Raw genomic sequence first — 22,792 nt, 5'->3', positions numbered from 1 at the left:
GCCGTCGAGAGGGGGTCACCGCTTCTCCCCGTCGTAGAGCGCGCTCACCTCCTCGGCGGTGAGCGCCTTGTCGTAGGCGTGGACCTGGTCCACCGCGCCGTCCCAGAAGTCGGTGTTCTCGCCGTTCCACTGGGCGCGGCCCACGGCGAGGGGGCCGGTGGCGACGTAGGCGGGGCCGGCGGTGGCGGTCGCCACCGGCTTGCCGTCGACGTAGAGCCTGATCCGGCCGGTCGCGTCGTCACGCACACCGACGAGGTGGTACCAGCGGTCGGTCTCCGGCGTGGTCGCCAGCCGTGCGCGCTGCCCGTCGGGCGTGCTGAAGGCGAACGCGCCCTGACCGTACTGCAGGTAGAAGGGGCTGGCCTGGCGCCGTCCGTCCTGGCTGACGGCGGTGGCGTAGTTGCCGGGCAGGGAGTCGAGGGTGACCCAGGCGGAGACCGTGTAGCTGCCGGTGGTGTCGACCACGGGGCCGTCGGTCTGCGCGTACTGCCCCCGGCCGTCGAACTTCAGCGCGCTGCCGCTGACTCCGGTGGTCCAGGTGGCGCCCCCGCTCAGCGTGAGCGGCTTGTCGTTCGGGCCGTCGTCCTTCGCGGTGGTGCCGGCTCCCTCGTCGAGGGACCAGGACCCGCCGCCCCTCAGCGGTTCGCGGTCGCCCGCCGCGGCGCCGGCCGCGATGACCTCGCGGTTGATCTCACGGACCCGGACCGGATCGACCTTGATCTCCCGGCGGTCATAGGTGTAGAGGCCGTTGAGTTCGTTCTCCAGGTCGGTGATCTGCGTGTACACCGAGCCGGAGAGTTCGGCGCCGGCCTGGTCGAGGTAGAACTTCTCGGTGTTCTCGACGTACTTGCGGGTCAGCGCCTCCTTGTCGGTGACACCGCTGTAGATCACGGTCGGCGTGCCCGGCCACATGTGGCCCGGGGTGCGCAGCGTGAAGCCGCCGTGCTCACCGTCCATGGCCGCCCGGTGGTCCGGGAAGGGCGGGTCGTCGTTGTTGTAGTCGTGGTGGTCGATGATGTCGCCCTTGCCCGAGTCGCCCTTGGAGTTGCAGCAGTTGACACCGCTGTGGGCGTTGACGATCCGGGACGGGTCGGCGGCCTTCACCGACTCGGCGATACGGCCGCTCTCCTCGCGGTTCCACTCGCCCCAGCCCTCGTTGAAGACGATCCAGCCGATGACGGAGGGCGCGTTGTGGTGCTGGCGCATCATCTCGCGGCCCTGGTCGACGAAGGCCTTCCGTCCGGTCTCGTTGGTGAGGTTCCCGGAGACGAAGTCCTGCCAGACCAGCAGACCGAGCCTGTCCGCGTGGTGGAACCAGCGGGGCGACTCCACCTTGATGTGCTTGCGGACGGCGTTGAAGCCGAGCTTCTTGTGCGCCTTCAGGTCGAAGGCGAGGGCGTCGTCGCTGGGCGCGGTGTAGAGGCCGTCGGGCCAGAAGCCCTGGTCGAGGGTGGCGAGGGAGAAGACCGGCTTGCCGTTGAGGACCAGCTTCCGGTGGCCGCCGACCTCCTCGACGCCCATCTCGCGCATGCCGAAGTAGCTGCCGACCTTGTCGGTGGACCTGCCGTCCTTCAGCTTGATGTCGAGGTCGTAGAGGTAGGGGTCGTCCGGGCTCCACAGGTGCTGCCCGGCCACGCGCAGGTCCAGCTCGCTGTTGGCCGGTCCGCTGACCCTGCCGACGACCTTGCCGCGGGCGTCGCGGGCCACGGCCTCGACGCGGGCGTGCCGGGAGGCGCCCTCGGACTCGACGGTCACCGCCAGGGTGCCGGTGTCGATGTCGGGCGTCGTGACGACGTTGTCAATGGAGGTGTCGGCGACGGGTTCCATCCAGACGGTCTGCCAGATGCCGGACGACTGGGTGTAGAAGATGCCGCCGGGGTTGGTGGACTGCTTGCCCATCGGCTGGTCGGCGCCGCCGGTGTCGGTGACCGCGACCACGATCTCCTGCTTGCCCCGGCTCTTGAGGGCGTCGGTGACGTCGGCGGTGAAGGCGTTGTAGCCGCCGGTGTGTTCGGCGACCTTCTCGCCGTTGACCCAGACGGTGGCCCGGTAGTCCACGGCGCCGAAGTTCAGCTTCAGCCGGTTGGCGTTGCCGCTCTTGCCGACCTTCCAGCTCTTCGGCACGTCCACGAGCTTGCGGTAGAACATGTGGTCCTCGTGCCGCTCGAGCCCGGAGAGCTGCGACTCGACCGGGAACGGCACGATGATCTTCTCGTCCAGGTCCTTGCCGAAGACCGGCTGCTCACCGGCCTTCGCGCCGCTGAACTGCCAGGGCCCGTTGAGGTTCTTCCACTTCGAGCGGACCTGCTGCGGGCGGGGGTACTCCGGCAGCGGGTTCCTCGTGTCGACCTTGTCGCCCCACGGGGTGGTGATGCGGTGGGTGGACGTGTTCGTGGCGTAGCGGACGATCCGGGGCACGGCCTTGCCGCCGGCCGTGAGGCCGCCCTCGCCGTCGTAGGTGAACCGGACCTGCTGGTTCTTCTGGACCGGCTCGGAGAGCGTGATCAGGAGGGAGTTGCGGTCGCCGGGGGCGGCCGTCACCGACGTGACCGGCATGGCGGTCGTGTCGGCTTCGATCGTGAGGTGGTCCGCCACCTCGGCGAGGTCGCCCACCCGGTCCTCGAAGCGGGCGCGCAGCCGCCGGCCGTCCTCGGTGACGGTCGGTTCCACCGGGAAGACCTCGAACCCGGCGGGCGGGGTGAACGCCGTCGTCGGCACCAGCTGCTTGGCCATCGTCGGCGTCGACCAGCGCAGGAACATGTTGGCGCCGCCGACGTCCTGGAACATCTCCATGCGGAAGTCGTGCTTCTCGCCGGCGGTCAGCCTGACAGGTGCGCTGCTCTGCTCCTTGTCCCAGTCGCCCACCCAGTGGTCGATGACCGGCTCGTCGTCGATGAAGAGCCGGAAACCGTTGTCGCCGATGGCGTGGAAGGTGTATTCGCCGGTCTCCGGCGCCTCGATCTGCCCGGTCCAGCGGGCGGTCGTGTGCTCCGTGCGTCCGGTCAGCTCCTCGAAGGTGCTGGTCAGTCCGGAGAAGTTGATCTGCGGTTCCAGCAGGGTGCCGCCGAGTTCGGCGAAGTCCCGGGCGCCCGGCGCCGACATGCTGAAGTACTCGCCCTTCAGGCCGTGCACCACGACGTCGGCGGCGGCGGCGGTCGAGCCGGCGGACACCGCGGCCGTCGGCACGGCGGCCGACGCGACGGGCGTCAGGGCGCCCGTGGACAGGGCCAGGGCGGTCACGGTCAGCAGGGCCCACGATCTGGATCCCGGACGGATGAGTTGTCTTGTCATCGAACCTTTCCTCGCGCAGAGGGCATGGGGCCAGGACGAAACAGAGATGGCCGTCGGCTCGGCCGACCTTTCATTCCAACGTTGGAAATCCGGCGTGCAGCGGAATGACAACACGCCGCCCGACGACTGTCCAGGCTTCGCGCACAGCTGACGCACCGTCAGTTCGTGGAACACCGCGACGTGATGACGGTGCGCGCGGCGGCGACCCGGGGCGACGGCCCTCTTGACGCGCCCGCCGCCGCTCACCGTCCCGCGAGGCCCTGCTCCATCGATGCAGACCCCTCGGTGCGGAGGTGACGGGACTCCGCCATGGCGGACTGCCCGTCGGTGTTCCGGGCGCGGGCCCGGGCGGGCAGGCGGTGGGGCAGGACCCCGTTCGCCGTGGGTTCCAGGTCGAGGGCGCCGCGTACGAGGTCGGCGGTGACGGGCGTGGTGGTCCAGATGTGCGGGGTGGAGGGCGTGGTTTCCGTCCGTGTGCCGGGGTGGCCGGCGGGCCCGGGGCGTGGTCGGGGTGCGGGGTCCGCGGTCAGGGGGCGGGCCAGTTGCGCAGGAGGGCGTCGTCCGAGACGGTCACCCGGTCGAAGCCGACCTCGTCGGCGAGTTCGGCCCTCGCCCGGGTCAGGCGTTCGGCGGTGAGTCCTGCGCGGGCTGCCATAGCCGTCCTCGCAATCGACTGAAACGATTACCCGTGTGCCTCATGATCTCAGGCACACGCGTGCCGACCCTGACCATCGGCGAACCCCGTTGTCAGTGGTGGGCGGCAGGATGCGACGCATGACAACACCTGCAGCAGTGATCGTGGACGCCGCCGCCTACGCGCAGGCGGTCGAGGACGCCGTGCGTGCGGCCGCCGCCTATTACGAGGGCGGTACCTCGCCGCTGGACGACGACGCGTACGACCGGCTGGTGCGCGGGATCGCCGACTGGGAGGCGGAGCATCCCGACGGGATACTGCCCGACTCCCCCACCGGGAAGGTCGCCGGTGGCGCGGTGGAGGGCGACGTACCGCACACGGTGCCGATGCTCAGTCTGGACAACGTGTTCTCCGCGGAGGAGTTCACCGCCTGGACCGCGTCCCTCGCACGCCGTACCGGCCGTGACGCGACGCGCTTCAGCGTGGGTCCGAAGCTGGACGGGCTCGCGATCGCCGCCCGGTACAGCGACGGCCGCCTCACCCGGCTGATCACCCGCGGGGACGGGACGGCCGGGGAGGACGTCTCGCACGCGATCGGCACCGTCGAAGGGCTGCCCGAGAAGCTGGACGAGCCGGTCACCGTGGAGGTGCGCGGCGAAGTCCTCATGACGGCGGCCCAGTTCGAGTACGCCAACGAGGTGCGCACCGGTCACGGCGGGCAGCCGTTCGCCAATCCGCGCAACGCGGCGGCGGGCACCCTGCGGGCCAGGGAGCGGCTCTACACGGTGCCGATGACGTTCTTCGGCTACGGACTGCTGCCGCTGCCCGACACCGACTCCGCACTGGCCGAGAAGCTGAACGACTTCGCGCACAGCGACCTGATGGCGTTCGCCGCGGGCCTCGGGGTGCACACCAGCGCCCGGACCGCCGTCCCGGACACCGTCGCCGAGACCGTCGAGGAGGTCCTGGACCGGGTCGGGGAGATCGCCGCGGTCCGCGCCGAGCTGCCGTTCGGCATCGACGGGATCGTCGTCAAGGCCGACCTCGCCGAGGACCGGCGGGCCGCGGGGTCCGGCTCCCGCGCGCCGCGCTGGGCGATCGCCTACAAGCTGCCGGCCGTGGAGAAGATCACCCGTCTGCTGGAGGTGGAGTGGAACGTCGGCCGCACCGGCATCATCGCGCCGCGCGGCGTCCTCGAACCGGTCGTCATCGACGGCTCCACCATCACCTACGCCACCCTGCACAACCCGGCCGACATCACCCGCCGCGACCTGCGCCTGGGCGACCACGTCATGGTCCACCGCGCGGGCGACGTCATCCCCCGCATCGAGGCGCCGGTGGCCCATCTGCGGACGGGTGAGGAACGGCCGATCGAGTTCCCGGCACAGTGTCCGCGCTGCGGTTCGGACATCGACACCGGTGAGGAACGCTGGCGGTGCGCCCAGGGCCGCAACTGCCACCTCGTCGCGTCCCTCGCCTACGCCGCGGGCCGCGACCAGCTCGACATCGAGGGTCTGGGCGCCACCCGCGTGGTGCAGCTCGTCGACGCCGGCCTGATCGCCGATCTCGCCGATCTGTTCACCCTGCGGCGCGAGCAGTTGCTCGCCCTGGAGCGGATGGGCGAGACCAGCACCGACAACCTGCTCGCCGCGCTCGCCAGGGCCAAGGAGCAGCCGTTGTCGCGGGTGCTGTGCGCGCTGGGCGTGCGGGGCACGGGAAGGTCCATGTCACGGCGCATCGCCCGCCACTTCGCCACCATGGACCACGTCCGCGCGGCGGACGCCGAGGCCATGCAGCGGGTCGAGGGCATCGGAGCGGAGAAGGCTCCCTCGATCGTCGCGGAGCTGGCCGAACTCGCGCCGCTCATCGACAAGCTGGCCGCCGCCGGCGTCAACATGACGGAACCCGGCGCCACTCCGCCGCCGCCCCCCGGGGCCGGGGGCGACGCGCCGGCGGAGGACGGCCCGCTGGCCGGGATGACGGTGGTGGTGACCGGCGCGATGACCGGGAAGCTGGAGAAGCTCTCCCGCAACGAGATGAACGAACTCGTCGAACGGGCCGGCGGACGCTCCTCTTCCAGCGTCTCCAGGAAGACCGCCCTCGTGGTCGCGGGCGAGGGAGCCGGTTCCAAGCGTGCGAAGGCCGAACAGCTCGACGTCCGCCTCGCCACCCCGGAGGAGTTCGCCACCATGGTCGCCGGCCTCCTCGACTGAGCCTCGCCCCGGTCGCGGCCCGCGCGGTGGCGCCCCTCGTGGTCCTCCCCGGCCCCCGGCGCCACGCCGCTCGGCGCGCACGCCCGCCCGGACCACGAGGCGCTCCGCGAACCGGGCCGGTGTCCGGCCCGGTCGCCGCCCGTCGTCGCGCCCGGCCGGGCGTGACGGGCGCGCATGGTTGAATCGCCCTCCGATCACTCTCCACGAGAGGACGCCATGCCCGCCGACGGCCCGTACGAGATCCTGGACGACCGCTTCCGTACCGGACGCTGTGTGAACGGCGACAGCAGGCTCGAGGTCCTGTACGACGGCTGCCGCTGGGCCGAGGGCCCGCTGTACCTGCCCGCCTGGCGCCAGCTGCTCTGGAGCGACATCCCGAACGACCGCATCCTGCGCTGGGACGAGGCCACCGGCACGGTCGGCGTCTTCCGCGCCCCTGCCGGTCACAGCAACGGCAACACCGTCGACCGGCAGGGGCGTCTGGTCACCTGCGAGCAGGGCAACCGCCGCGTGACCCGCACCGAGCCGGACGGGACCGTGACCGTCCTCGCCGACCGGTACGACGGCAAGCGGCTCAACAGCCCGAACGACTCCGTCGTACGCTCCGACGGCACGCTCTGGTTCTCCGACCCGGACTTCGGCATCATCAGCGACTACGAGGGCCACCGCGCCGAGTCGGAGATCGGCGCGTGCAACGTGTACCGGATCGACCCCGCGTCGGGGGACGTCCACCTCGCCGCGGAGGGGTTCGAAGGGCCCAACGGGGTCATTCTGTCCCCCGACGAGAGCCGGCTGTACGTCTCCGACTCGCGCGCCGCCCGGATCCACGTGTACGGCATCCGCGAGGACGGCTCCCTGTCCGACGGCGAGGTCTTCGCCGAGGGCCGGGGCGATGTCCGTTTCGACAACATCCGCTTCGACGACGAGGGCCGCCTGTGGGCCGCCGCCCTCGACGACGGCGTGCACTGCTACGACCCCGACGGCACCCTCATCGGGAAGCTGCGGGTGCCCGAGCCCGTCTCCAACATCGCCTTCGGCGGACCGAGGAACAACCGCCTGTTCATCACCGCCACCACCTCCCTGTACTCCCTGGTGATGTCGGTGACCGGGGCCCCGCGCCTCTGAACGGGCCGGGCGGCGTCGAGGTCGCCCGGCCGTGCTCCGACGTCCGCCTCGTACTCCCTCGTGACACCCGCGGGTGAGTGGCGGGGCGATGACGGTTACCCGGCACGGGTGGCCGAGGAAGGGAGCGAGCCGTGCGATTCCAAAGCCGTGCGCAGGCCGGACAGGAGCTGGCCGTCAGGATGCTGGAGTGGGCGAGCAGCGGCGACCTCGCGAATGTGACCGTGCTGGCGCTGCCCCGCGGTGGCGTCCCGGTCGGTGCGGAGATCGCCCGGGCGATGCGGGTGCCCCTGGACGTCCTCGTCGTCCGCAAGATCGGGGCCCCCGGGTTCCCCGACGTGGGTATCGGGGCGATCGCCGGGGACGACCCCCCGGTGTTCGACCGTACGGGACTGAGGGCCCTGGACCTCTCGGAGGACAGGCTCGGCGCCGAGGTGGCCCGGGCACGGGTCGAGCTGCACCGGCGGGAGTGGGTCTACCGCGGCGGGCGCCCCGTCCCGGACGTCGGCGGTCACAGCATCGTGGTCGTGGACGACGGACTGGTCACGGGGATCACCGCCCGCGCGGCGCTGCGGCGCCTTCGGCGCGGTGGCCCCCTGCGGCTGACGCTGGCCGTGCCGGTGTGCGGTCACAAAACCGCCGCGGCGCTGCGGGACGAGGCCGACGACGTGGTCTCCCTGTACCAGCCGCAGCGGCTTCGGTCCGTCGGCGAGTGGTACGAGGACTTCCACCAGGTCACCGACCAGGAGGTGCTGGACGCCCTACGGGAGCTGCACCCGGCCTAGGCACCTCTTGGCCGACGGTGGCCGGCGGTGGCCGGCGGGTTCACGACCGGCGGGTTCGGGGCGTTCCTCCGCCGGGCGACGGCGACGCGGGCACGGGAGACGGCGACGCGGGCGGCCGCGCGGCCGGAGCGCGGTTCCTCGGCGAGGACGACGAAGGCGTGCGGTCGTGGCAGCGGGAGCTCGGGGCGAAGCCCGGGGCGCGGCATATGCCCGGAGATGTCAGGTCATGCCCTCCGCCGTAGTGGACGTATCGATGCCGGCCCCATGGCGTCCCGCGCATGACAGAGCGACGCGCGATCCTCGGCGGCTCGACGTTCGAGGAGCAGATCGGTTATGCCCGCGCCGTGATCCACGGGGACTCGGTGCACGTGTCCGGCACGACCGGCTTCGACTACACCACCATGACGATCTCCGACGACGTGGTGGAGCAGGCCGAGCAGTGTCTGCGCGACATCGGGGCCGCGCCGGCCGAGGCGGGGTGCACCTTCGCCGATGTGGTGCGGGTGCGTTACCTGCTGCCCGACCGGGCCGAATTCGAGCCCTGCCGGCCGGTCCTGCGCCGCTGTTTCGGCGAGGTCCGGCCGGCCGCCACCATGCTCGTGTGCGGGCTCGCCGATCCCCGGATGAAGATCGAGATCGAGGTGTACGCGCAGCGGCCGGCCCGGTGACGTCGGGGCACGGCGAGCCGGGCCCTCAGATCTCGGCGAGCACCACGAAGTCCGCCCCGAAGGGGTCGAGGCAGACGGCCAGGCGGCCCACGCCCTGCGCGTTCTCCGGCCCCATCTGCACGCTCCCTCCGAGTTCCCGCACCGCGGCGACCGCGGCGTCGCAGTCGGCGACGGCGAAGACCGGATGCCAGTACGGCCGGCCGCCCGCCAGGGCGAGCTCCTCCCTGCCGACCTCCATCAGGCCGCCGTGCATCCGTTCCTCCGGCAGACCGGACGGGACGATCATGGTGTAGGTGCCCTCGCCGCCCGGCATCCGCATGTCGCTGTAGCGCCAGCCGAGGACTCCGCCGTAGAACTCCTTCGCGGCGGCCGCGTCGCTCGTGTACAGCTCGGTCCAGCACAGCGAGCCCGGCTCGTCCACCAGGTCGACGCCCTTGCTCTCCCCCGGCTGCCAGACGGCGAACTGGCCGCCCAGCGGGTCGCTGTACTGCGCCATCCGCCCCCACTGCTCGAGGTCCGTCGGGGGGACCCGCACGGTGCCGCCGGCACGCTCGACGGCCTCGGTCGTCGCGTCCGCGTCCGTGACGGTGTAGTAGATCATCCACGCCGGACGGGCGCCCTCCTCGGTGAGCTTGCCGAGTCCGGCGACCATCTTGCCGTTCTTGCCGAACATCCCCCCTTCCACGTCCTCCCCGTCGCCCATGGGCTCGTAGTCCCAGCCGAGGACCGCGCCGTAGAAGGCGGCGGCGGCCCGGACGTCGGGGGTGCCGAGGTCGAGCATGCAGGGCGAGCCGGGGGCGAAGTCAGTGGTGATCACCGCGATGTCCTTTCGCTGGTTCCCTTTGGCCTCAGCGTGCCACCGGGCACTGACACCCGCCCTCCGGCTTCGCCGTCCGGGCGTCGCGGGCCGGCTGCTCCTCGTCCGCCGCCCCACGCTTCGTGAACGGCAGCAGGAGCCGCGAGGGGTGGGCGGCGTCACGGTAGGTCTTGTGGGTGACGGGGCGGCCCACCGGCAGGTGGGAGGCGTCCGGCGGCAGCAGCGCGTTGTGCGCGTCTTGACGGAAACCATGGAGGCGCCCCCCGGCGCCCCGGGCGCGGAGGCGCACGGCGTCGCCCTGGAGGCCCTGGGCAGCGGCTTCGGCACCGCGTACCCGGTGTGCGGTGCGGCGGCCGCCGTCGTCGCCGCCCCGACCGCGTTCGGCATGATCGGTCTGCGCGGCCCGGGCACGGCCGGGGACGAGGGGTCCGACGCCGTGCCGTCCGCTTCGGACGGCGCGGCGTCGGACCCGGTCACCGCGCGCTAACCGAGCGGTTCGATACGGATGTTGCGGTAGCGCACCGCGCTCCCGTGGTCCTGCAGCCGGATCGGCCCGGCTGCGGGACCTTCGGGCGCTCCGCCGCCGGTCGGACCGTCGATCGCGACGTCGTCGTGGACCTTCTTGCCGTTCCACACCACGGTGACCCGCGCGTCGGCCGTCTTGTTCCCCTCGGCGTCGTAGCGCGCGGCCCGGAAGACGATGTCGTACGACTGCCAGGTCTCGGGCGCCCTGGCGGCGTTCACGTCCGGGGCCTTCTTCAGATAGATCGCCCCCGCTTCGTCGGCGGCGGGTGTGGTGTCGCCGTAGGAGTCCAGGATCTGGATCTCGTAGCGGTCCTGGAGGTAGACGCCGCTGTTGGCGCGGTCCTGCCCCGTCACGTCCGGGGGCAGCTTCGGCAGCCGGTACTCCACGTGCAGCTTGAAGTCGTCGTAACCGCCCTTGGTGCGGATGTCCCCGCAGCAGACCTCCATCGCGCCGTCGGTGACGGGCCACTGGACCGGGCGCCCGTCGGTGTGCTGCCACCGGTCGAGGCCGTCGCCGTCGAACAGGCCGACCGGACCGCCGTGCCGGTCGACGCTGAGCAGGTCGAGGTTGACGTGGCCGGTGTCGCCCTCGTCGTACCGGTAGGCGACGGTGTTGTGCCCGGCGCGCAGGCGCAGGGCCTCGGTCTGCGTCGACCAGGTGTCCCAGTCGCCGGTGCTGCGGAACCCGGTCTGTCCCACCTTCCGGCCGTTGACGTACAGGGAGAGGGACTTGGTGCCCTGGAAGGGGTTCGGGCCGTTGGAGTAGCGCAGCCCCAGGTCGTACGTCCCGCTCCGGTCCACCTCGACGTCGAAGGTCGTGGTGGCGCCCCGGGTGCCGTACCGGTCGACGAACCCGCTGCCGGAGTAGCCCCGGTGGTCGGTGTTGACGCCGGCCGCGCCGGTGAGGGACGCCTCCTCGGCCTCGTACAGCGGGCCCGGTGCGGGCTGCCTGCCCGGCATGGCGTTGAGCGTGTACCAGGCCTCCGTGCTCCACAGGGTCTCGCCCGACGCCGAGCTGAACGGGCGCGGGGAGCGGACGTGCACGACGCGGCCCGGCTTGAGTCCCTCGACGGCCAGGGTCACCTTTCTGCGGTCGCGCGACAGCTTCGCCGAGGTCACCTCCAGGGTCTCCTCGGCGATCTTGGGTCCGCCGTAGTCGCGCGTCGGGGTGTAGCGCCACTGCTCGGCCTCGTAGTGGCTGACGAGGTCGTCGGCGGTCTCCTGCGACAGCGGCTGGGTGTACTCCAGCTCGAAGCCGCCCTTCTTCACCCGCATGGCCTGGATGTCGAAGGTGTTGCCGCCGTTCGGCGTCAGCTTCTGGAGGCCGTACCTGAGCTTGCCCTCCTGGCCCCAGTTGCCGTCCGCTCCCAGACCGCCCGCGTAGATCGCGCCGTCGGGGCCCATGGTGATCCGGTTGACGCCGGCTTCGAGGCCCTGGGTGAAGCGGAAGACGGCGCCCTGGTACTGGCCCTTGACCTTCTCCAGGTAGGCGCGCTGGAGACCGCCGTAGGTGACGTCACCGAACAGCATCTGCCCCTTGAACCTGCCCTTGGTCAGGTGCAGCGGCGTGCTGGGCGAGTTGGCGATCTCGTTCTGCGGGAGCCAGAGCACCGGCTGGGTCACCGGCTCGGAGTCGAAGGGGCCGGCGGGGTTGGTGTAGTGGTTGAAGAAGCGGTCCTGCTTGATGTGGACCAGCTTCGACGAAGGGAGCCAGCCGCCCTGGTTGTCGGTGGCGAAGAGGTCACCGCCGGGGCCCCAGCCGATGCCGTTCGGGGTGCGCAGGCCGCCGGCGAGGTAACTGACCTTTCCGGTCTTCCTGTCGACCTTGATGGTCGCGCCGCGGCCGGGCGCGGGCTGCGGATCCGTGGTGGCGCCGCCGTAGTCGATGGCGACGGACAGGTTCAGATAGAAGGAGCCCTCGCGGTACAGCAGTCCGAAGGCGAACTCGTGGAAGTTGCCGCCGTAGGGCCAGGTGGCGATGGTCTTGAACTCGTCCATGACGCCGTCGCCGTCGCTGTCGCCCAGCTCCGTCAGCTCGTGCTTCTGGGAGACGTAGATCGTGCCGTCGACGACCTTGAGGCCCATCGGCTCCTTGAGGCCCTCGGCGATCTTCGTGGCCTTCACCTGGTCCGGGCCGGTGGTGCCGGTGACCTCGTCCATGACGTAGACCTCGCCGGCCGTGTTGTCGGTGCCGCCCCAGGTGCTCACCACCAGACGGCCGTCGGGCAGCCAGTCCATGCCGGTGACCTGCGGTTCGAAGCCCTCGGGGCGCAGGTCGGTGAGGGTGTGGTCGGGGCGCACCGAGTTGAGCGGGAGGCCGTCGCCCGGCGAGTCCCTGACGCCCTCGCACTCCTTGCGGCCCGGGGCGGTGACCCGGACCACGCCTGCGTCGGTGCTCAGCGCCGCGTTCGGCACGGTCTCGAAGTCGCTCGCGCCCGGCGGCCGCCAGGCGAGGTTGAGCACCTGGTCGCCGCCGCGCTCGAAGTGGTCGATGCGCAACGCGTGCACGCCCTCGGCGAGTTGGACGGAGCCGTCCTTGGGTTCGGCGCCGTGCAGCCCGTCGTGGTCGATGACCGGCCGGTCGTCGATCAGCAGCCGAGAGCCGTCGTCGCTGGTCAGCCGGAAGGTGTACGAACCGTCGGCCGGCACGTGGATGTTGCCGGTGACCTGGGTGACGAAGTTGTCGCCGAACCCGCCGAAGTCGCCGGTCGTGCTCCAGTCGACGGTCGGCATCAGCCTGTCGACGTTGGGGGTCTGTCCGGGCTTGAGGGTGCAGATCTTCTCGAGCGGGACCTGGACGTCGAAGACGCGCAGGGTGACTCCGGGCTCCTGTGGCGGCACGTCGGCCCGGGGCACGGAGCCCGGCCGGGCCGATACCGAGGGGGCTCCCCAGAGCCCGCCCGCGACGAACGCGCCGACGAGCAGTCCTGTCAGGGATCTTCGGGCGCGCCGGTACAGCCGTGCGTCCATGCTTCCTCCTGCTGGGTCGACCGGAGGGCCGGATGACTCCGGTGCCGAATGGGCGAAACGCCGACGGTGCGGCCGACACGCTAGGAGACTTCTGCTCAACCCGTCCAGACTTTGTACTCGATGAGTTCAAAGTCCTTCCGGTGGGCAGTGTTCATCGATGTCATGGGTGCGCTGTGGAACCGGTGCGCGGTTACCGGGAGGGCGGGATGCGGTAGACGGACACATGGGAACGCGACTCGGCGGTGAACTCGGCGCCGTCCCAGTCCGCATGCCTGGATTCCAGCTCGAAACCGGCCAGTTGGGCCATGAGGTCGAGTTCGGCCGGCCAGATGTAGCGGTGCGGGCTGCGGAACAGCTCCGCCTGCCGGCTGTCGTCGAAGTGGAAGTGGTGCGACACGACGTGCTGGCGCAGAACGTCGTAGGTGTCCAGGCCGATGTACCCGGACCCGGAGTGCCAGACCGTGGCCGTCTGGCCCGGTGGCAGCTTGCGCAGCTCGGGAACCCAGAGTTCGATCACGAACCGCCCGCCGGGGCCGAGGTGGCGGGCGGCGTTGCGGAAGCACTCGACCTGCTCGGCCTGGGTGAGCAGGTTGGAAATGGTGTTGAAGACGAGGTAGACCAGGGTGTACTCACCGGGGGCGGCCGTGGTCGCCATGTCACCGATGATCACGGGGATCGTCGCCTCGTCGGCCTTGGTGCGCAGTTGCTCCACCATCGGCGGGGACAGCTCGATGCCGGTGACGGCCACTCCGCGCCCGGCGAGCGGGACGGCCACCCGGCCCGTGCCGATGGCGAACTCGAGTGCCGCCCCCTCCCCCGCGAGCCGGGCGAGACGGTCCACCGCCGGGTCCAGAACCTCGGGCGCGAACATGCCGGTGCCGGGCGTGTCATAGCGTCGGGCGGTGTCCGCGTCCCAGATCTCCTTCTGCTCCATTGCACCAACGCTCGCCCTCGGCACGGGAGTTGTCCAGCGAATTACGTCAGGGCTTGCGGGCGAGACCGCCGTGCTCGCCGATGGGCTGCGGGGCGGGGGTGTCGCTGTCCGGGCGCCAGAGCGGGACGGGGACGACGCCGGGTTCGACGAGGTCCAGGCCCTCGAAGTAGGCCGTGATCTGGTCGACGGTGCGCAGGTGGTAGGGCACGGCGCCGCTCTCGTTGTAGGCGTCCTGGGCCTGCTCGAAGACGGGGTCGACGCCCCGCGAGCCGTCGTTGACGGAGAGGTGGCTGCCGGACGGCAGCGCGGCCATCAGCCGGGTGACGACGGAACGGGCCTGGTCGTGGTCGGCGATGTGGCCCAGGATGTTGCTGAGGATGAGCGCGGTGGGCCGCCCGAGGTCCAGCGTCCCGGCGGCGGCCTCCAGGATGCGGTCCGGGTCCAGGATGTCGGCGTCCACGTACGCGGTCGCCCCCTGGGGGGTGGAGTAGAGCAGGGCGCGGGCGTGGGCCAGGACCATCGGGTCGTTGTCGACGTAGACGATCCGGGACTCGGGGGCGATCCGCTGGGCGACCTGGTGGGTGTTGTCGGCCGTCGGCAGTCCGGTCCCGATGTCCAGGAACTGCCGGATGCCGGCCTCGCCCGCCAGATAGGCGATGGTGCGGCGCAGGAAGGCGCGGCTGCTGCGGGCGATGGTGACGATCCCGGGGAAGACGGCGGTGTAGGCGTCGCCGGCCTCCTCGTCGACGGGGTAGTTGTCCTTCCCGCCCAGCCAGTAGTTCCAGATCCGGGCCGAATGCGGCACCGAGGTGTCGATCTTCTGCTGCGCCGATCCGGGCGCCGTCGCAGGGTCGGTCATGGGTACCGTCCGTCGTCCGTCAGGGAATGCTTTGGCCAACGCATAATCTACGTGTCCCGCGCCGAGCGGGCAGCCGCTGCCAAAGAACGCCGGCCCGGTGGTCTCCAGCCGTGCCGGCGCACCGCCCGCACCAGCCCGAGGAGGGCGATCGCCACGGCACCGAGCGCGCCCCAGGTCATCGTCCCCCACCATGCGGGGACCAGATCGTGGGTGACGCCGCTCGGGTAGACGCACGTCGCCTGCGCGGGGAACACCGCCCGCCGTACCTCGAAGGCGCGCTCGTAGACGCCCGTGGTGAACGCCGGACAGGTGGACAGCGGATCGCGGCCGGGCGGGGCCAGGACGGTCGGCACGACCGCGCACAGGACCGCGAGGACCGTCAGGGAGACGAGGGCGAGAACCCCGAACCGGACCACGGCCCGCTCCTGGCGCAGCCCCGCGAACTCGCGGATCAGCGCCAGGACGGCGCAGGCCGCGGCGACCACGACGCACACCCACAGCACCCAGCCGAAGAAGTCACCCGCGGAGACCGTGGAGCCGTCGGCGAACACACAGCGCACCCCCGGCGGAAAGCTGCTCCGCTCCACCCGGAAGTCGCCCCCGGGGCCCACCATTCCGTGGGCGCAGCGCTCGTCCAGCTCCGACACCCCGGCCGCCAGCCACCCGAGCAGCCAGGCGAACGCTCCCGCGCACGCGGCCAGTGCGAAGGCGGCCCACAGCCCGTTCGCGGAGCCACGTGGTCCCTGTATCCCCGGCATGGGCCGGACCCTATCCGCCGCGCCGCCGACGGGACGGACCGGGTCCGGCCCCACCGGCCCGCGGGCTCAGCCGAGTTCCACGATGAGGTCGCCGCCCTCCACCTGCTGGATGCGGTTGATGGCCAGCCTGGTGACGGTGCCGGACCTCGGGACGGTGATCGCGGCCTCCATCTTCATCGCCTCGATGGTGGCCACCGTGGCGCCGGCCGCCACCTCGTCGCCCTCGGCGACCGTGAGGGTCACCACGCCGGCGAAGGGGGCCGCGACGTGACCGGAGTTGGCGCGGTCGGCCTTCTCGGTGACCGGGACGTCGGAGGCCGCCGCCCGGTCGCGGACCTGGATCGGCCGCAGCTGGCCGTTCAGGGTGGACATCACGGTGCGCATGCCCCGCTCGTCGGCGTCGCCCACCGCCTGCAGTTCGATGAGCAGCCGTACCCCGGGATCGAGGTCGACGGCGTACTCCGTGCCGGGGCGCAGCCCGTAGAAGAAGTTCTTGCTGTCCAGGACGCTGGTGTCGCCGAAGGACTGGCGGTGCGTCTCGAACTCCCGTGTGGGGCCGGGGAAGAGGAGGCGGTTGAGGGTCGGCCGGCGATCCTTCGCCAGGCCCTCGCGGTCGTCGGCGGTCAGTTCCCGGACCGGCTTGGGCTCGGCTCGGCCGCGCAGGGCCCTGCTGCGGAACGGCTCGGGCCAGCCGCCGGGCGGGGTGCCCAGCTCGCCGCGCAGGAAGCCGATGACGGAGTCCGGGATGTCGAACCGGTTCGGCTCCTCCTCGAAGTCCTCCGGGGAGACGCCCGCGCCCACCAGGTGCAGTGCCAGGTCGCCGACCACCTTCGACGAGGGGGTGACCTTCACCAGGCGGCCGAGCATCCGGTCGGCGGCGGCGTACATCGCCTCGATGTCCTCGAAGCGGTCGCCGAGGCCCAGCGCGATCGCCTGGGTGCGCAGGTTGGACAGCTGCCCGCCGGGGATCTCGTGGTGGTAGACGCGGCCGGTCGGCGAGGCCAGGCCGGCCTCGAAGGGTGCGTAGACCTTGCGGACGCTCTCCCAGTAGGGCTCCAGGTCGCCGACGGCCGTCAGGTCCAGTCCGGTGGGGCGCCCGGAGTGGTCGGTCGCGGCGACGATCGCCGACAGGGAGGGCTGGGAGGTGGTGCCCGCCATCGAGGCCACGGCTCCGTCGACCGCGTCCGCGCCGGCCTGGACCGCGGCGAGGTAGGTGGCGAGCTGGCCGCCGGCGGTGTCGTGGGTGTGCAGGTGGACCGGCAGGTCGAACTCCCGGCGCAGCGCCGACACCAGCGTCGCCGCCGCGGGCGCCCGCAGCAGTCCGGCCATGTCCTTGACGGCCAGGACGTGCGCGCCCGCCTCGACGATCCGCTCGGCCAGCCGCAGGTAGTAGTCCAGGGTGTAGAGCCGCTCGGACGGGTCGGACAGGTCGGCGGTGTAGCACAGGGCCACCTCGGCGACGGCCGTGCCGGTCTCCCGTACGGCGTCGATGGCGGGCCGCATCCGGGAGACGTCGTTCAGCGCGTCGAAGATGCGGAAGATGTCGATGCCGGTGGCCGCCGCCTCCTGGACGAAGGCGTCGGTCACCTCGGTCGGGTACGGGGTGTAGCCCACGGTGTTGCGTCCGCGCAGCAGCATCTGGAGGCAGATGTTGGGCACGGCCTCCCGCAGGGCGGCCAGGCGCTCCCACGGGTCCTCGGCGAGGAAGCGCAGGGCGACGTCGTACGTGGCGCCGCCCCAGCACTCCAGGGAGAGCAGTTCGGGCAGGGTGCGCGCCACCACGGGGGCGACGGCGAGCAGGTCCTTGGTGCGGACGCGGGTGGCGAGCAGCGACTGGTGGGCGTCGCGGAAGGTGGTGTCGGTGACGCCGATGGTCGGCGAGTCGCGCAGCCCGCGGGCGAAGCCGTCGGGGCCGAGTGCGGCGAGCCGCTGCCGCGAGCCGGCCGGCGGTTCACCGGGGGGCAGTGGCGGCAGCTTCGTCAGCGGGTCGATCAGCTGGGGCCGCTCGCCGTGCGGCTTGTTGACCGTGACGTCGGCGAGGTAGGTGAGCAGCTTGGTGCCGCGGTCGGCGGAGTGGCGGGCGGTGAGCAGTTCGGGACGCCGCTCGATGAACGACGTCGTGACGCGTCCGGCCCGGAAGTCCGGATCGTCCAGGACCGCCTGCAGGAAGGGGATGTTGGTGGCGACACCGCGGATGCGGAACTCGGCCACCGCGCGCCGGGCCCGGCCCACCGCGGCGCCGAAGTCCCGGCCCCGGCAGGTGAGTTTCACCAGCATCGAGTCGAAGTGGGCGCTGATCTCCGTACCGGCGTGGGTGGTTCCACCGTCCAGGCGGATGCCGGAGCCGCCGGGCGAGCGGTAGGCGCTGATCCGGCCGGTGTCCGGGCGGAAGCCGTTGGCGGGGTCCTCGGTGGTGATGCGGCACTGCAGCGCGGCGCCCCGCAGGGTGACGGTCTCCTGCGAGAGACCGAGGTCGGCGAGCGTCTCGCCGGCCGCGATGCGCAGCTGCGCCTGCACCAGGTCGACGTCGGTGACCTCCTCGGTCACCGTGTGCTCGACCTGGATGCGCGGGTTCATCTCGATGAAGACGTGGTTGCCGTCCCGGTCGAGGAGGAACTCCACCGTGCCGGCGTTGCGGTAGCCGATCTGCCGGGCGAAGTTCACGGCGTCGGCGCAGATGCGGTCGCGCAGCTCCGGGTCGAGGTTCGGCGCGGGCGCGAGTTCGATCACCTTCTGGTGGCGGCGCTGCACCGAGCAGTCCCGCTCGAACAGGTGGATGACGTCGCCCTGTCCGTCGGCGAGGATCTGCACCTCGATGTGGCGGGGTTCGACGACGGCCTTCTCCAGGAACACCGTGGGGTCGCCGAACGCGGAGGCGGCCTCCCGGGAGGCCGCCTCGACGGCCTCCCGCAGCTGGGCGGGCTCCTCGACGCGGCGCATGCCGCGCCCGCCGCCGCCCGCGACCGCCTTGACGAACACGGGGAAGCCGATGCCGTCGGCGGCACGGACGAGTTCGTCGGCGTCGGTGGAGGGCGCCGAGGAGGCGAGCACGGGTACACCGGCCTCGCGGGCGGCGGCCACGGCACGGGCCTTGTTCCCGGTCAGCTCCAGGATCCGGGCGCTGGGTCCGACGAAGGTGATGCCGGCCTCTTCGCAGGCGCTCGCCAGCTCTGGGTTCTCGGACAGGAATCCGTAGCCCGGGTAGACGGCGTCGGCGTCCGCGCGGCGGGCGGCGCGGACGATCTCCTCGACGGAGAGGTAGGCCCGCACCGGATGTCCCGGCTCGCCGATCTCGTACGCCTCGTCGGCCTTCAGCCGGTGCAGCGAGTTGCGGTCCTCGTGCGGGAAGACGGCGACGGTTCGGGCGCCCAGTTCGTAGCCCGCGCGGAACGCCCGAATCGCGATCTCGCCGCGGTTGGCGACCAGCACCTTGCGGAACATGCTCGATCCCTTCAGCCTGCCGGTGACGAAGACCATCGTGTCGGTGGCGGGTCCGGTACGCCATGTGAGCCGGGCCACTCACCTCCGGTCCGACGGCGGTGGGAGGGGCCACAAGAGGAAACGTCGCCTCTTGCGCCCTCTGCGCTCCCTCACAGGTGTCGGTGGAGCGCCGGTCCGTGATCTCGAGCGGTTCGTCCTCCCGCCGGGCACGGGACGATGCGGCTGCCCACGACGGCGCCCCCGGCGTTCGGGCCGGCGACGGCGCCTCGTGCGGGCGTGGCGGCTCGCGCGGAGGGCGCCCCGAGAGGGGCCGGCGCGGCGACGGTCTTCGGTGCGACGGTACGCCTCCGTGCGACGCGGAAGCCGGTGAGAAGAGCGACCGCTTGTCGCGGTGGGTTCCATGGCGGGGTTCCACGCCGTCCGCCCGTGGCGGAGCCGGCCGGCGGGCGGAGGCCGGGCCGGACCGCCACCCCTCCCCTCGTCCGGCCCGCGCCGCCCCGACGTTCGACGGAGCGGACCGCGCCCGGCCCGGGCGGTGAGGTCCGGGTCAGGCCTCATCGGTCTCGAAGCGGGAGATGCGGCCGTCGTCGTCGACGGTGAAGGACCAGCGGGTGCGCAGCTCGCCCCAGGTGTCGTCGCGGTGGCGGGCGAGGAGGAGGCCGCCGCCGGACTCGTCGTCGGCCTCCGGATGTCCGTGGGAGGAGAAGATCTCCCGGTCGATCCACTCGGTGAGGTCGTGCTCACCACCGTCGTCCGCCATGGTGGCGCCGGACGCCGGCAGAGCCGGGAAACCGTCCCGGTCGTGGTGGTCGACGGCCGTGACCGAAGGCGCGGACGGCCGGGTCGCCGAGACGGGTGCTCCGGATCGTCATGCCCGCCGGCGTCGTACCGGCCGCCGGGCCCCGCCACCCGCGTCACCCGAACGGCGACCGGTGGCGCGCCGGGCCGGCGGCGGGGATGCGACGGTGGTCGGGCCAAGCCACTGCTCCGGGAGACGACGTGACCTGTTACGACCGACGTGATCTGGGCCTGCTGCTGCTCCGGCTGGGAACGGGCGGGGTGCTCGCGGCGCACGGCGCGCAGAAGCTGTTCGGCTGGTTCGGCGGTGGCGGCATCGAGGGCACCGGCCAGTTCATGGAGTCCATCGGCTACGCGCCCGGCAGGGCGAGCGCCACGGCGGCGGGTCTCGCCGAGGCCGGCGGGGGTGTGCTGCTCGCGCTCGGTCTCGCCACCCCGGCGGCGGGCGCCGCGGCGGCCGGCGCGATGGCCGGCGCGTCCGCCGTGCACACGCCCAACGGCTTCTTCAACCAGGAGGGCGGCTTCGAGTACGCCGCCTCCCTGGGCCTGACGGCCGCCGGACTCGCCGTCGCGGGTCCCGGCCGGCTCTCCCTGGATCACGTCCTCGGCCACGCGGTCAACCGGAACTGGATGATCCCGGTGGCCTTCGCGGTGACCGCGGCGGCCACGACGGCGGCGGTGGGGGCGCGTGTCCGGCGGCTGCGGAAGGCCAAGGAGGGCGAGCAGGAGGCGTTGTTCGAGGAGTAGCCCGACGCTCCGACGGCCTCGGCGGCCCGTCGGCTCCCCGCGGCACCCGGCCTCGGGCGGACGCGTCCCGGCCCACTTGCCGAGCCCTTCGGACGCGGGCTCCGGCGCGGAACCCGGCGGCGGCCGGGCCGGTCCCGCTCCTCGGGAGTTCCCGCGAGCACGCCCACCAGGACGCGGCCGCCCGGGCCGAGTCCCCCGCCGAGCGGCTCGCGGCCCGGCCCGGCGGCGCCCGGCCCGCCGGGTCAGGCCCGGCGCCGGGCGTCCTCCAGGTAGTGCAGCACGGCCGCGACACGGCGGTCCGTGCGGTCGGTCGGCGCCAGGTCGAGCTTGGCGAAGATGTTGCGGATGTGCTTGTGCACGGCGCCGTCGGTGACCACGAGCCGTTCGGCGATGACCCCGTTGCCCAGCCCTTCGGCCATCAGCGCCAGCACGTCCCGTTCGCGCGGGCTGAGCCGCTGCAGCCGGGCGTCCGGCCGGGTGCGGGTGAGCAGTTGGGCCACGACCTCGGGATCGATGGCGGTGCCGCCCCGCGCCACCCGGTGCAGCGCGTCGAGGAACTCCTCCACCCGGCCGACCCGTTCCTTGAGCAGGTAGCCGAGCCGGGCGCTGCCCTGGGCCAGCAGGTCGGTGGCGAAGGCCTGCTCGACGTAGGCGGACAGGACGAGGACGGCGAGCTCGGGCCGGCGCCGCCGGGCCTCCACGGCCGCGGTGATCCCCTCGTCGGTGTGGGTGGGCGGCATCCGGACGTCGACGATGGCGACGTCCGGCTTCTCCGCGTCCACGGCGTCCAGGAAGGCGTCGGGGTCCTCGGCCGTGGCCACCACGTCCAGGGACTCGGCGCGCAGCAGCAGCGCCAGCCCCTCGCGCAGCAGGGCGTCGTCCTCGGCGATCACGATCCGCATGGCAGGGTCACCTTCAGGGTGGTGGGGCCGCCGGGAGGGCTGGCCAGTTCCAGTGTTCCGTCGTGCGCCTCGGTGCGTCGGCGGATGCCGGTGAGCCCCGACCCGTTGCGCTCGTCCGCGCCGCCTCGGCCGTCGTCGCGGACCTCCACGTACAGCCGGTCGTCCACGCGGCGTACGACGACACCGGCGTCGCGGGCGCCGCTGTGCTTGGCGATGTTGCTGAGGGCCTCGGCGACCACGAAGTACGCCGTCGCCTCCACGGACGCCGGGCACCGGCCGGGCACGTCGGTGTCGACGCGACAGGGCACCGGGCAGTCGGCCGCCAGGGCGGTGAGGGCGTCGGGCAGACTGCGGTCGGCCAGGACCGGCGGGAGGATGGAGCGGACGACCGCCCGCAGTTCGGCCAGCGCCTGTTCGGCGGCCTCCTGGGCGCGCTCGAGGACGGCGTCGGCCTCACCGGGGTTGCGGGTCAGGGCGCGGCGGGCCGCGCCGAGCAGCACGGTGACCGCGACGATCCGGTTCTGTGTGCCGTCGTGCAGCGCGCGTTCGACACGGCGCAGTTCGGTGGCGTGGGCGTCGAGCGCTGCGGCCCTGGTGGCGGTGAGCTCGGCGACCCGCAGGACGAGGTCGGTCCCGGCGTCCGGGCCGAGCAGCCGCCGTCCGGGCCATGCCTGGAGGCGGGCGAGCGCGGGAGCGCAGAGCACGATGACGGCGACGGACAGCACGCCGAACAGGGTGACGGACAGGGCGCCGGGCCAGTCCCGCACGGTCCACCAGCCCAGGGCCGCGGTGGCCTCGCTCTCCGGCAGGAGGCGCCAGTACAGCGGGAAGGTGACGTCGTGCGCGGCGTTCAGCGGCAGCGTCGCCCCGACCAGTCCGAGGAGCAGGCCGAAGAGCGCGTGCGCGCAGACCCAGCGCACCTCACGGCGTACGGCACGGTCCGCGAGCGCCGCCCGCAGCCCGGCCGGCGGTGCGGCCGGACCGATGATCTCCGGGCCCCACCGGGACAGCCGGGTCCGCTCCCGGTCGGCGACGGCCCGCACCGCGTGCAGGGCGGACGGCAGCAGCCACAGTCCCGCGCCGACCAGGCAGGCCGCCGCCGTCAGGGCCAGCCACAGCACCGCGAGCAGCGCCAGCAGGCCGGTGCCCATACCGCCGATGAGGTGTTCCAGGGCGTCCAGCGCGACCCGGGCGCGGGCCGACACGGCCCGTGGAGGCCCCGGCCGGCCGGCCGCCGCCCCGTCCTGAGTCACCACCGTCCACACCTCCCGGGTCTGGAGGATAGGGCACCCGGTTCCGGGCCCGCCGGGCCATCCGCCCAGTGGTAC

At 72.4% G+C, this 22,792-nt stretch carries 15 protein-coding genes and 3 pseudogenes; 6 read left to right on the top strand and 12 right to left on the bottom strand.

Features of this window, described 5'->3' with window-relative positions; genetic code table 11:
- Window positions 1–15: 15 nt before the first annotated feature.
- The 3 genes and pseudogenes from ADK41_RS14515 to ADK41_RS43910 all read right to left on the bottom strand — a co-directional run.
- Window positions 16–3,291, bottom strand: coding sequence for a glycoside hydrolase family 2 (locus tag ADK41_RS14515; protein WP_030826539.1), 3,276 nt, complete (start codon window positions 3,289–3,291; stop codon window positions 16–18).
- A 296-nt stretch (window positions 3,292–3,587) separates the two neighbouring features.
- A pseudogene (locus ADK41_RS44235) lies at window positions 3,588–3,821 on the bottom strand (hypothetical protein); the annotation flags it as partial.
- A gap of 32 nt (window positions 3,822–3,853) precedes the next feature.
- Window positions 3,854–3,946: pseudogene (locus ADK41_RS43910) on the bottom strand (TetR family transcriptional regulator); the annotation flags it as partial.
- A gap of 119 nt (window positions 3,947–4,065) precedes the next feature.
- On the opposite strand from ADK41_RS43910, the gene ligA reads away from it, so the two are divergent.
- From ligA to ADK41_RS14490, 4 genes are all read left to right on the top strand, one after another.
- On the top strand, window positions 4,066–6,138 hold the full coding sequence (gene ligA, locus ADK41_RS14510) for an NAD-dependent DNA ligase LigA (protein WP_030826535.1): 2,073 nt from the start codon (window positions 4,066–4,068) through the stop codon (window positions 6,136–6,138).
- A 216-nt stretch (window positions 6,139–6,354) separates the two neighbouring features.
- Entirely contained in the window at window positions 6,355–7,263 is a 909-nt protein-coding gene (locus ADK41_RS14505; protein ID WP_030826532.1) for an SMP-30/gluconolactonase/LRE family protein, read from the top strand.
- A 131-nt stretch (window positions 7,264–7,394) separates the two neighbouring features.
- Window positions 7,395–8,045, top strand: a complete 651-nt coding sequence (locus ADK41_RS14500) for a phosphoribosyltransferase (RefSeq protein ID WP_030826530.1) — start codon at window positions 7,395–7,397, stop codon at window positions 8,043–8,045.
- Window positions 8,046–8,323: 278 nt separating this feature from the next.
- Entirely contained in the window at window positions 8,324–8,713 is a 390-nt protein-coding gene (locus ADK41_RS14490; protein ID WP_030826528.1) for a RidA family protein, read from the top strand.
- A 25-nt stretch (window positions 8,714–8,738) separates the two neighbouring features.
- On the opposite strand, the gene ADK41_RS14485 is transcribed toward ADK41_RS14490, so the two are convergent.
- Entirely contained in the window at window positions 8,739–9,530 is a 792-nt protein-coding gene (locus tag ADK41_RS14485; RefSeq protein ID WP_030826527.1) for a VOC family protein, read from the bottom strand.
- Window positions 9,531–9,780: 250 nt separating this feature from the next.
- Between ADK41_RS14485 and ADK41_RS14475 the strand changes: the two genes are divergently transcribed.
- Window positions 9,781–10,017 (top strand): hypothetical protein, encoded by a 237-nt coding sequence (locus ADK41_RS14475; RefSeq protein ID WP_030826521.1) that lies wholly within the window; start codon window positions 9,781–9,783, stop codon window positions 10,015–10,017.
- Here the strand turns inward: ADK41_RS14475 and ADK41_RS14470 are convergent.
- The 6 genes and pseudogenes from ADK41_RS14470 to ADK41_RS14445 form a co-directional block, all read right to left on the bottom strand.
- Entirely contained in the window at window positions 10,014–13,025 is a 3,012-nt protein-coding gene (locus ADK41_RS14470) for a family 16 glycoside hydrolase (RefSeq protein WP_030826513.1), read from the bottom strand. The two genes, ADK41_RS14475 and ADK41_RS14470, sit on opposite strands and share 4 nt — an antisense overlap.
- A 190-nt stretch (window positions 13,026–13,215) precedes the next feature.
- Window positions 13,216–13,959: a class I SAM-dependent DNA methyltransferase gene (locus ADK41_RS14465; RefSeq protein WP_030826510.1), complete on the bottom strand. Its 744-nt coding sequence runs from the start codon at window positions 13,957–13,959 to the stop codon at window positions 13,216–13,218.
- A gap of 46 nt (window positions 13,960–14,005) precedes the next feature.
- Window positions 14,006–14,818, bottom strand: a complete 813-nt coding sequence (locus ADK41_RS14460) for an SAM-dependent methyltransferase (protein WP_030826507.1) — start codon at window positions 14,816–14,818, stop codon at window positions 14,006–14,008.
- A gap of 47 nt (window positions 14,819–14,865) precedes the next feature.
- The gene (locus ADK41_RS14455) at window positions 14,866–15,576 is read right to left on the bottom strand and encodes a hypothetical protein (RefSeq protein ID WP_030826503.1); all 711 of its coding nucleotides are present in this window, start codon (window positions 15,574–15,576) and stop codon (window positions 14,866–14,868) included.
- A 66-nt stretch (window positions 15,577–15,642) separates the two neighbouring features.
- Window positions 15,643–19,017 (bottom strand): pyruvate carboxylase, encoded by a 3,375-nt coding sequence (locus ADK41_RS14450; RefSeq protein WP_030826500.1) that lies wholly within the window; start codon window positions 19,015–19,017, stop codon window positions 15,643–15,645.
- 547 nt (window positions 19,018–19,564) lie between these two features.
- Window positions 19,565–19,889: pseudogene (locus ADK41_RS14445) on the bottom strand (nuclear transport factor 2 family protein).
- 127 nt (window positions 19,890–20,016) lie between these two features.
- Here ADK41_RS14445 and ADK41_RS14440 point away from each other — a divergent pair.
- Window positions 20,017–20,562 carry a DoxX family protein gene (locus ADK41_RS14440; protein WP_030826495.1) on the top strand — a complete coding sequence of 182 codons (546 nt, stop codon included), beginning with the start codon at window positions 20,017–20,019 and terminating at the stop codon, window positions 20,560–20,562.
- Between the two features lie 242 nt (window positions 20,563–20,804).
- Here the strand turns inward: ADK41_RS14440 and ADK41_RS14435 are convergent, their stop codons facing one another.
- A complete protein-coding gene (locus ADK41_RS14435; protein ID WP_030826492.1) occupies window positions 20,805–21,464 on the bottom strand; it encodes a response regulator in 660 nt (219 codons plus the stop codon).
- Complete coding sequence (locus tag ADK41_RS14430) at window positions 21,452–22,720, bottom strand: sensor histidine kinase (RefSeq protein WP_030826489.1); 1,269 nt, start codon at window positions 22,718–22,720, stop codon at window positions 21,452–21,454. The genes ADK41_RS14435 and ADK41_RS14430 overlap by 13 nt, the downstream gene beginning before the upstream one ends.
- Window positions 22,721–22,792 lie beyond the last annotated feature (72 nt).

The sequence above is a fragment of the Streptomyces caelestis genome (genome assembly GCF_001279005.1).
Taxonomy (GTDB): domain Bacteria; phylum Actinomycetota; class Actinomycetes; order Streptomycetales; family Streptomycetaceae; genus Streptomyces; species Streptomyces heliomycini.
Note: the sequence above shows the minus strand (reverse complement) of the source record. Positions and strands in the feature narration are given on the sequence as shown.

What these genes read in the sequence shown, in the direction of transcription:
- ADK41_RS14455 (WP_030826503.1), bottom strand. Translation starts at nt 15,576, where the DNA reads ATGCCGGGGATACAGGGACCACGTGGCTCCGCGAACGGGCTGTGGGCC.
- ADK41_RS14490 (WP_030826528.1), top strand. Translation starts at nt 8,324, where the DNA reads ATGACAGAGCGACGCGCGATCCTCGGCGGCTCGACGTTCGAGGAGCAG.
- ADK41_RS14450 (WP_030826500.1), bottom strand. Translation starts at nt 19,017, where the DNA reads ATGTTCCGCAAGGTGCTGGTCGCCAACCGCGGCGAGATCGCGATTCGG.
- ADK41_RS14515 (WP_030826539.1), bottom strand. Translation starts at nt 3,291, where the DNA reads ATGACAAGACAACTCATCCGTCCGGGATCCAGATCGTGGGCCCTGCTG.
- ADK41_RS14435 (WP_030826492.1), bottom strand. Translation starts at nt 21,464, where the DNA reads ATGCGGATCGTGATCGCCGAGGACGACGCCCTGCTGCGCGAGGGGCTG.
- ADK41_RS14475 (WP_030826521.1), top strand. Translation starts at nt 9,781, where the DNA reads ATGGAGGCGCCCCCCGGCGCCCCGGGCGCGGAGGCGCACGGCGTCGCC.
- ADK41_RS14460 (WP_030826507.1), bottom strand. Translation starts at nt 14,818, where the DNA reads ATGACCGACCCTGCGACGGCGCCCGGATCGGCGCAGCAGAAGATCGAC.
- ADK41_RS14465 (WP_030826510.1), bottom strand. Translation starts at nt 13,959, where the DNA reads ATGGAGCAGAAGGAGATCTGGGACGCGGACACCGCCCGACGCTATGAC.
- ligA (WP_030826535.1), top strand. Translation starts at nt 4,066, where the DNA reads ATGACAACACCTGCAGCAGTGATCGTGGACGCCGCCGCCTACGCGCAG.
- ADK41_RS14505 (WP_030826532.1), top strand. Translation starts at nt 6,355, where the DNA reads ATGCCCGCCGACGGCCCGTACGAGATCCTGGACGACCGCTTCCGTACC.
- ADK41_RS14470 (WP_030826513.1), bottom strand. Translation starts at nt 13,025, where the DNA reads ATGGACGCACGGCTGTACCGGCGCGCCCGAAGATCCCTGACAGGACTG.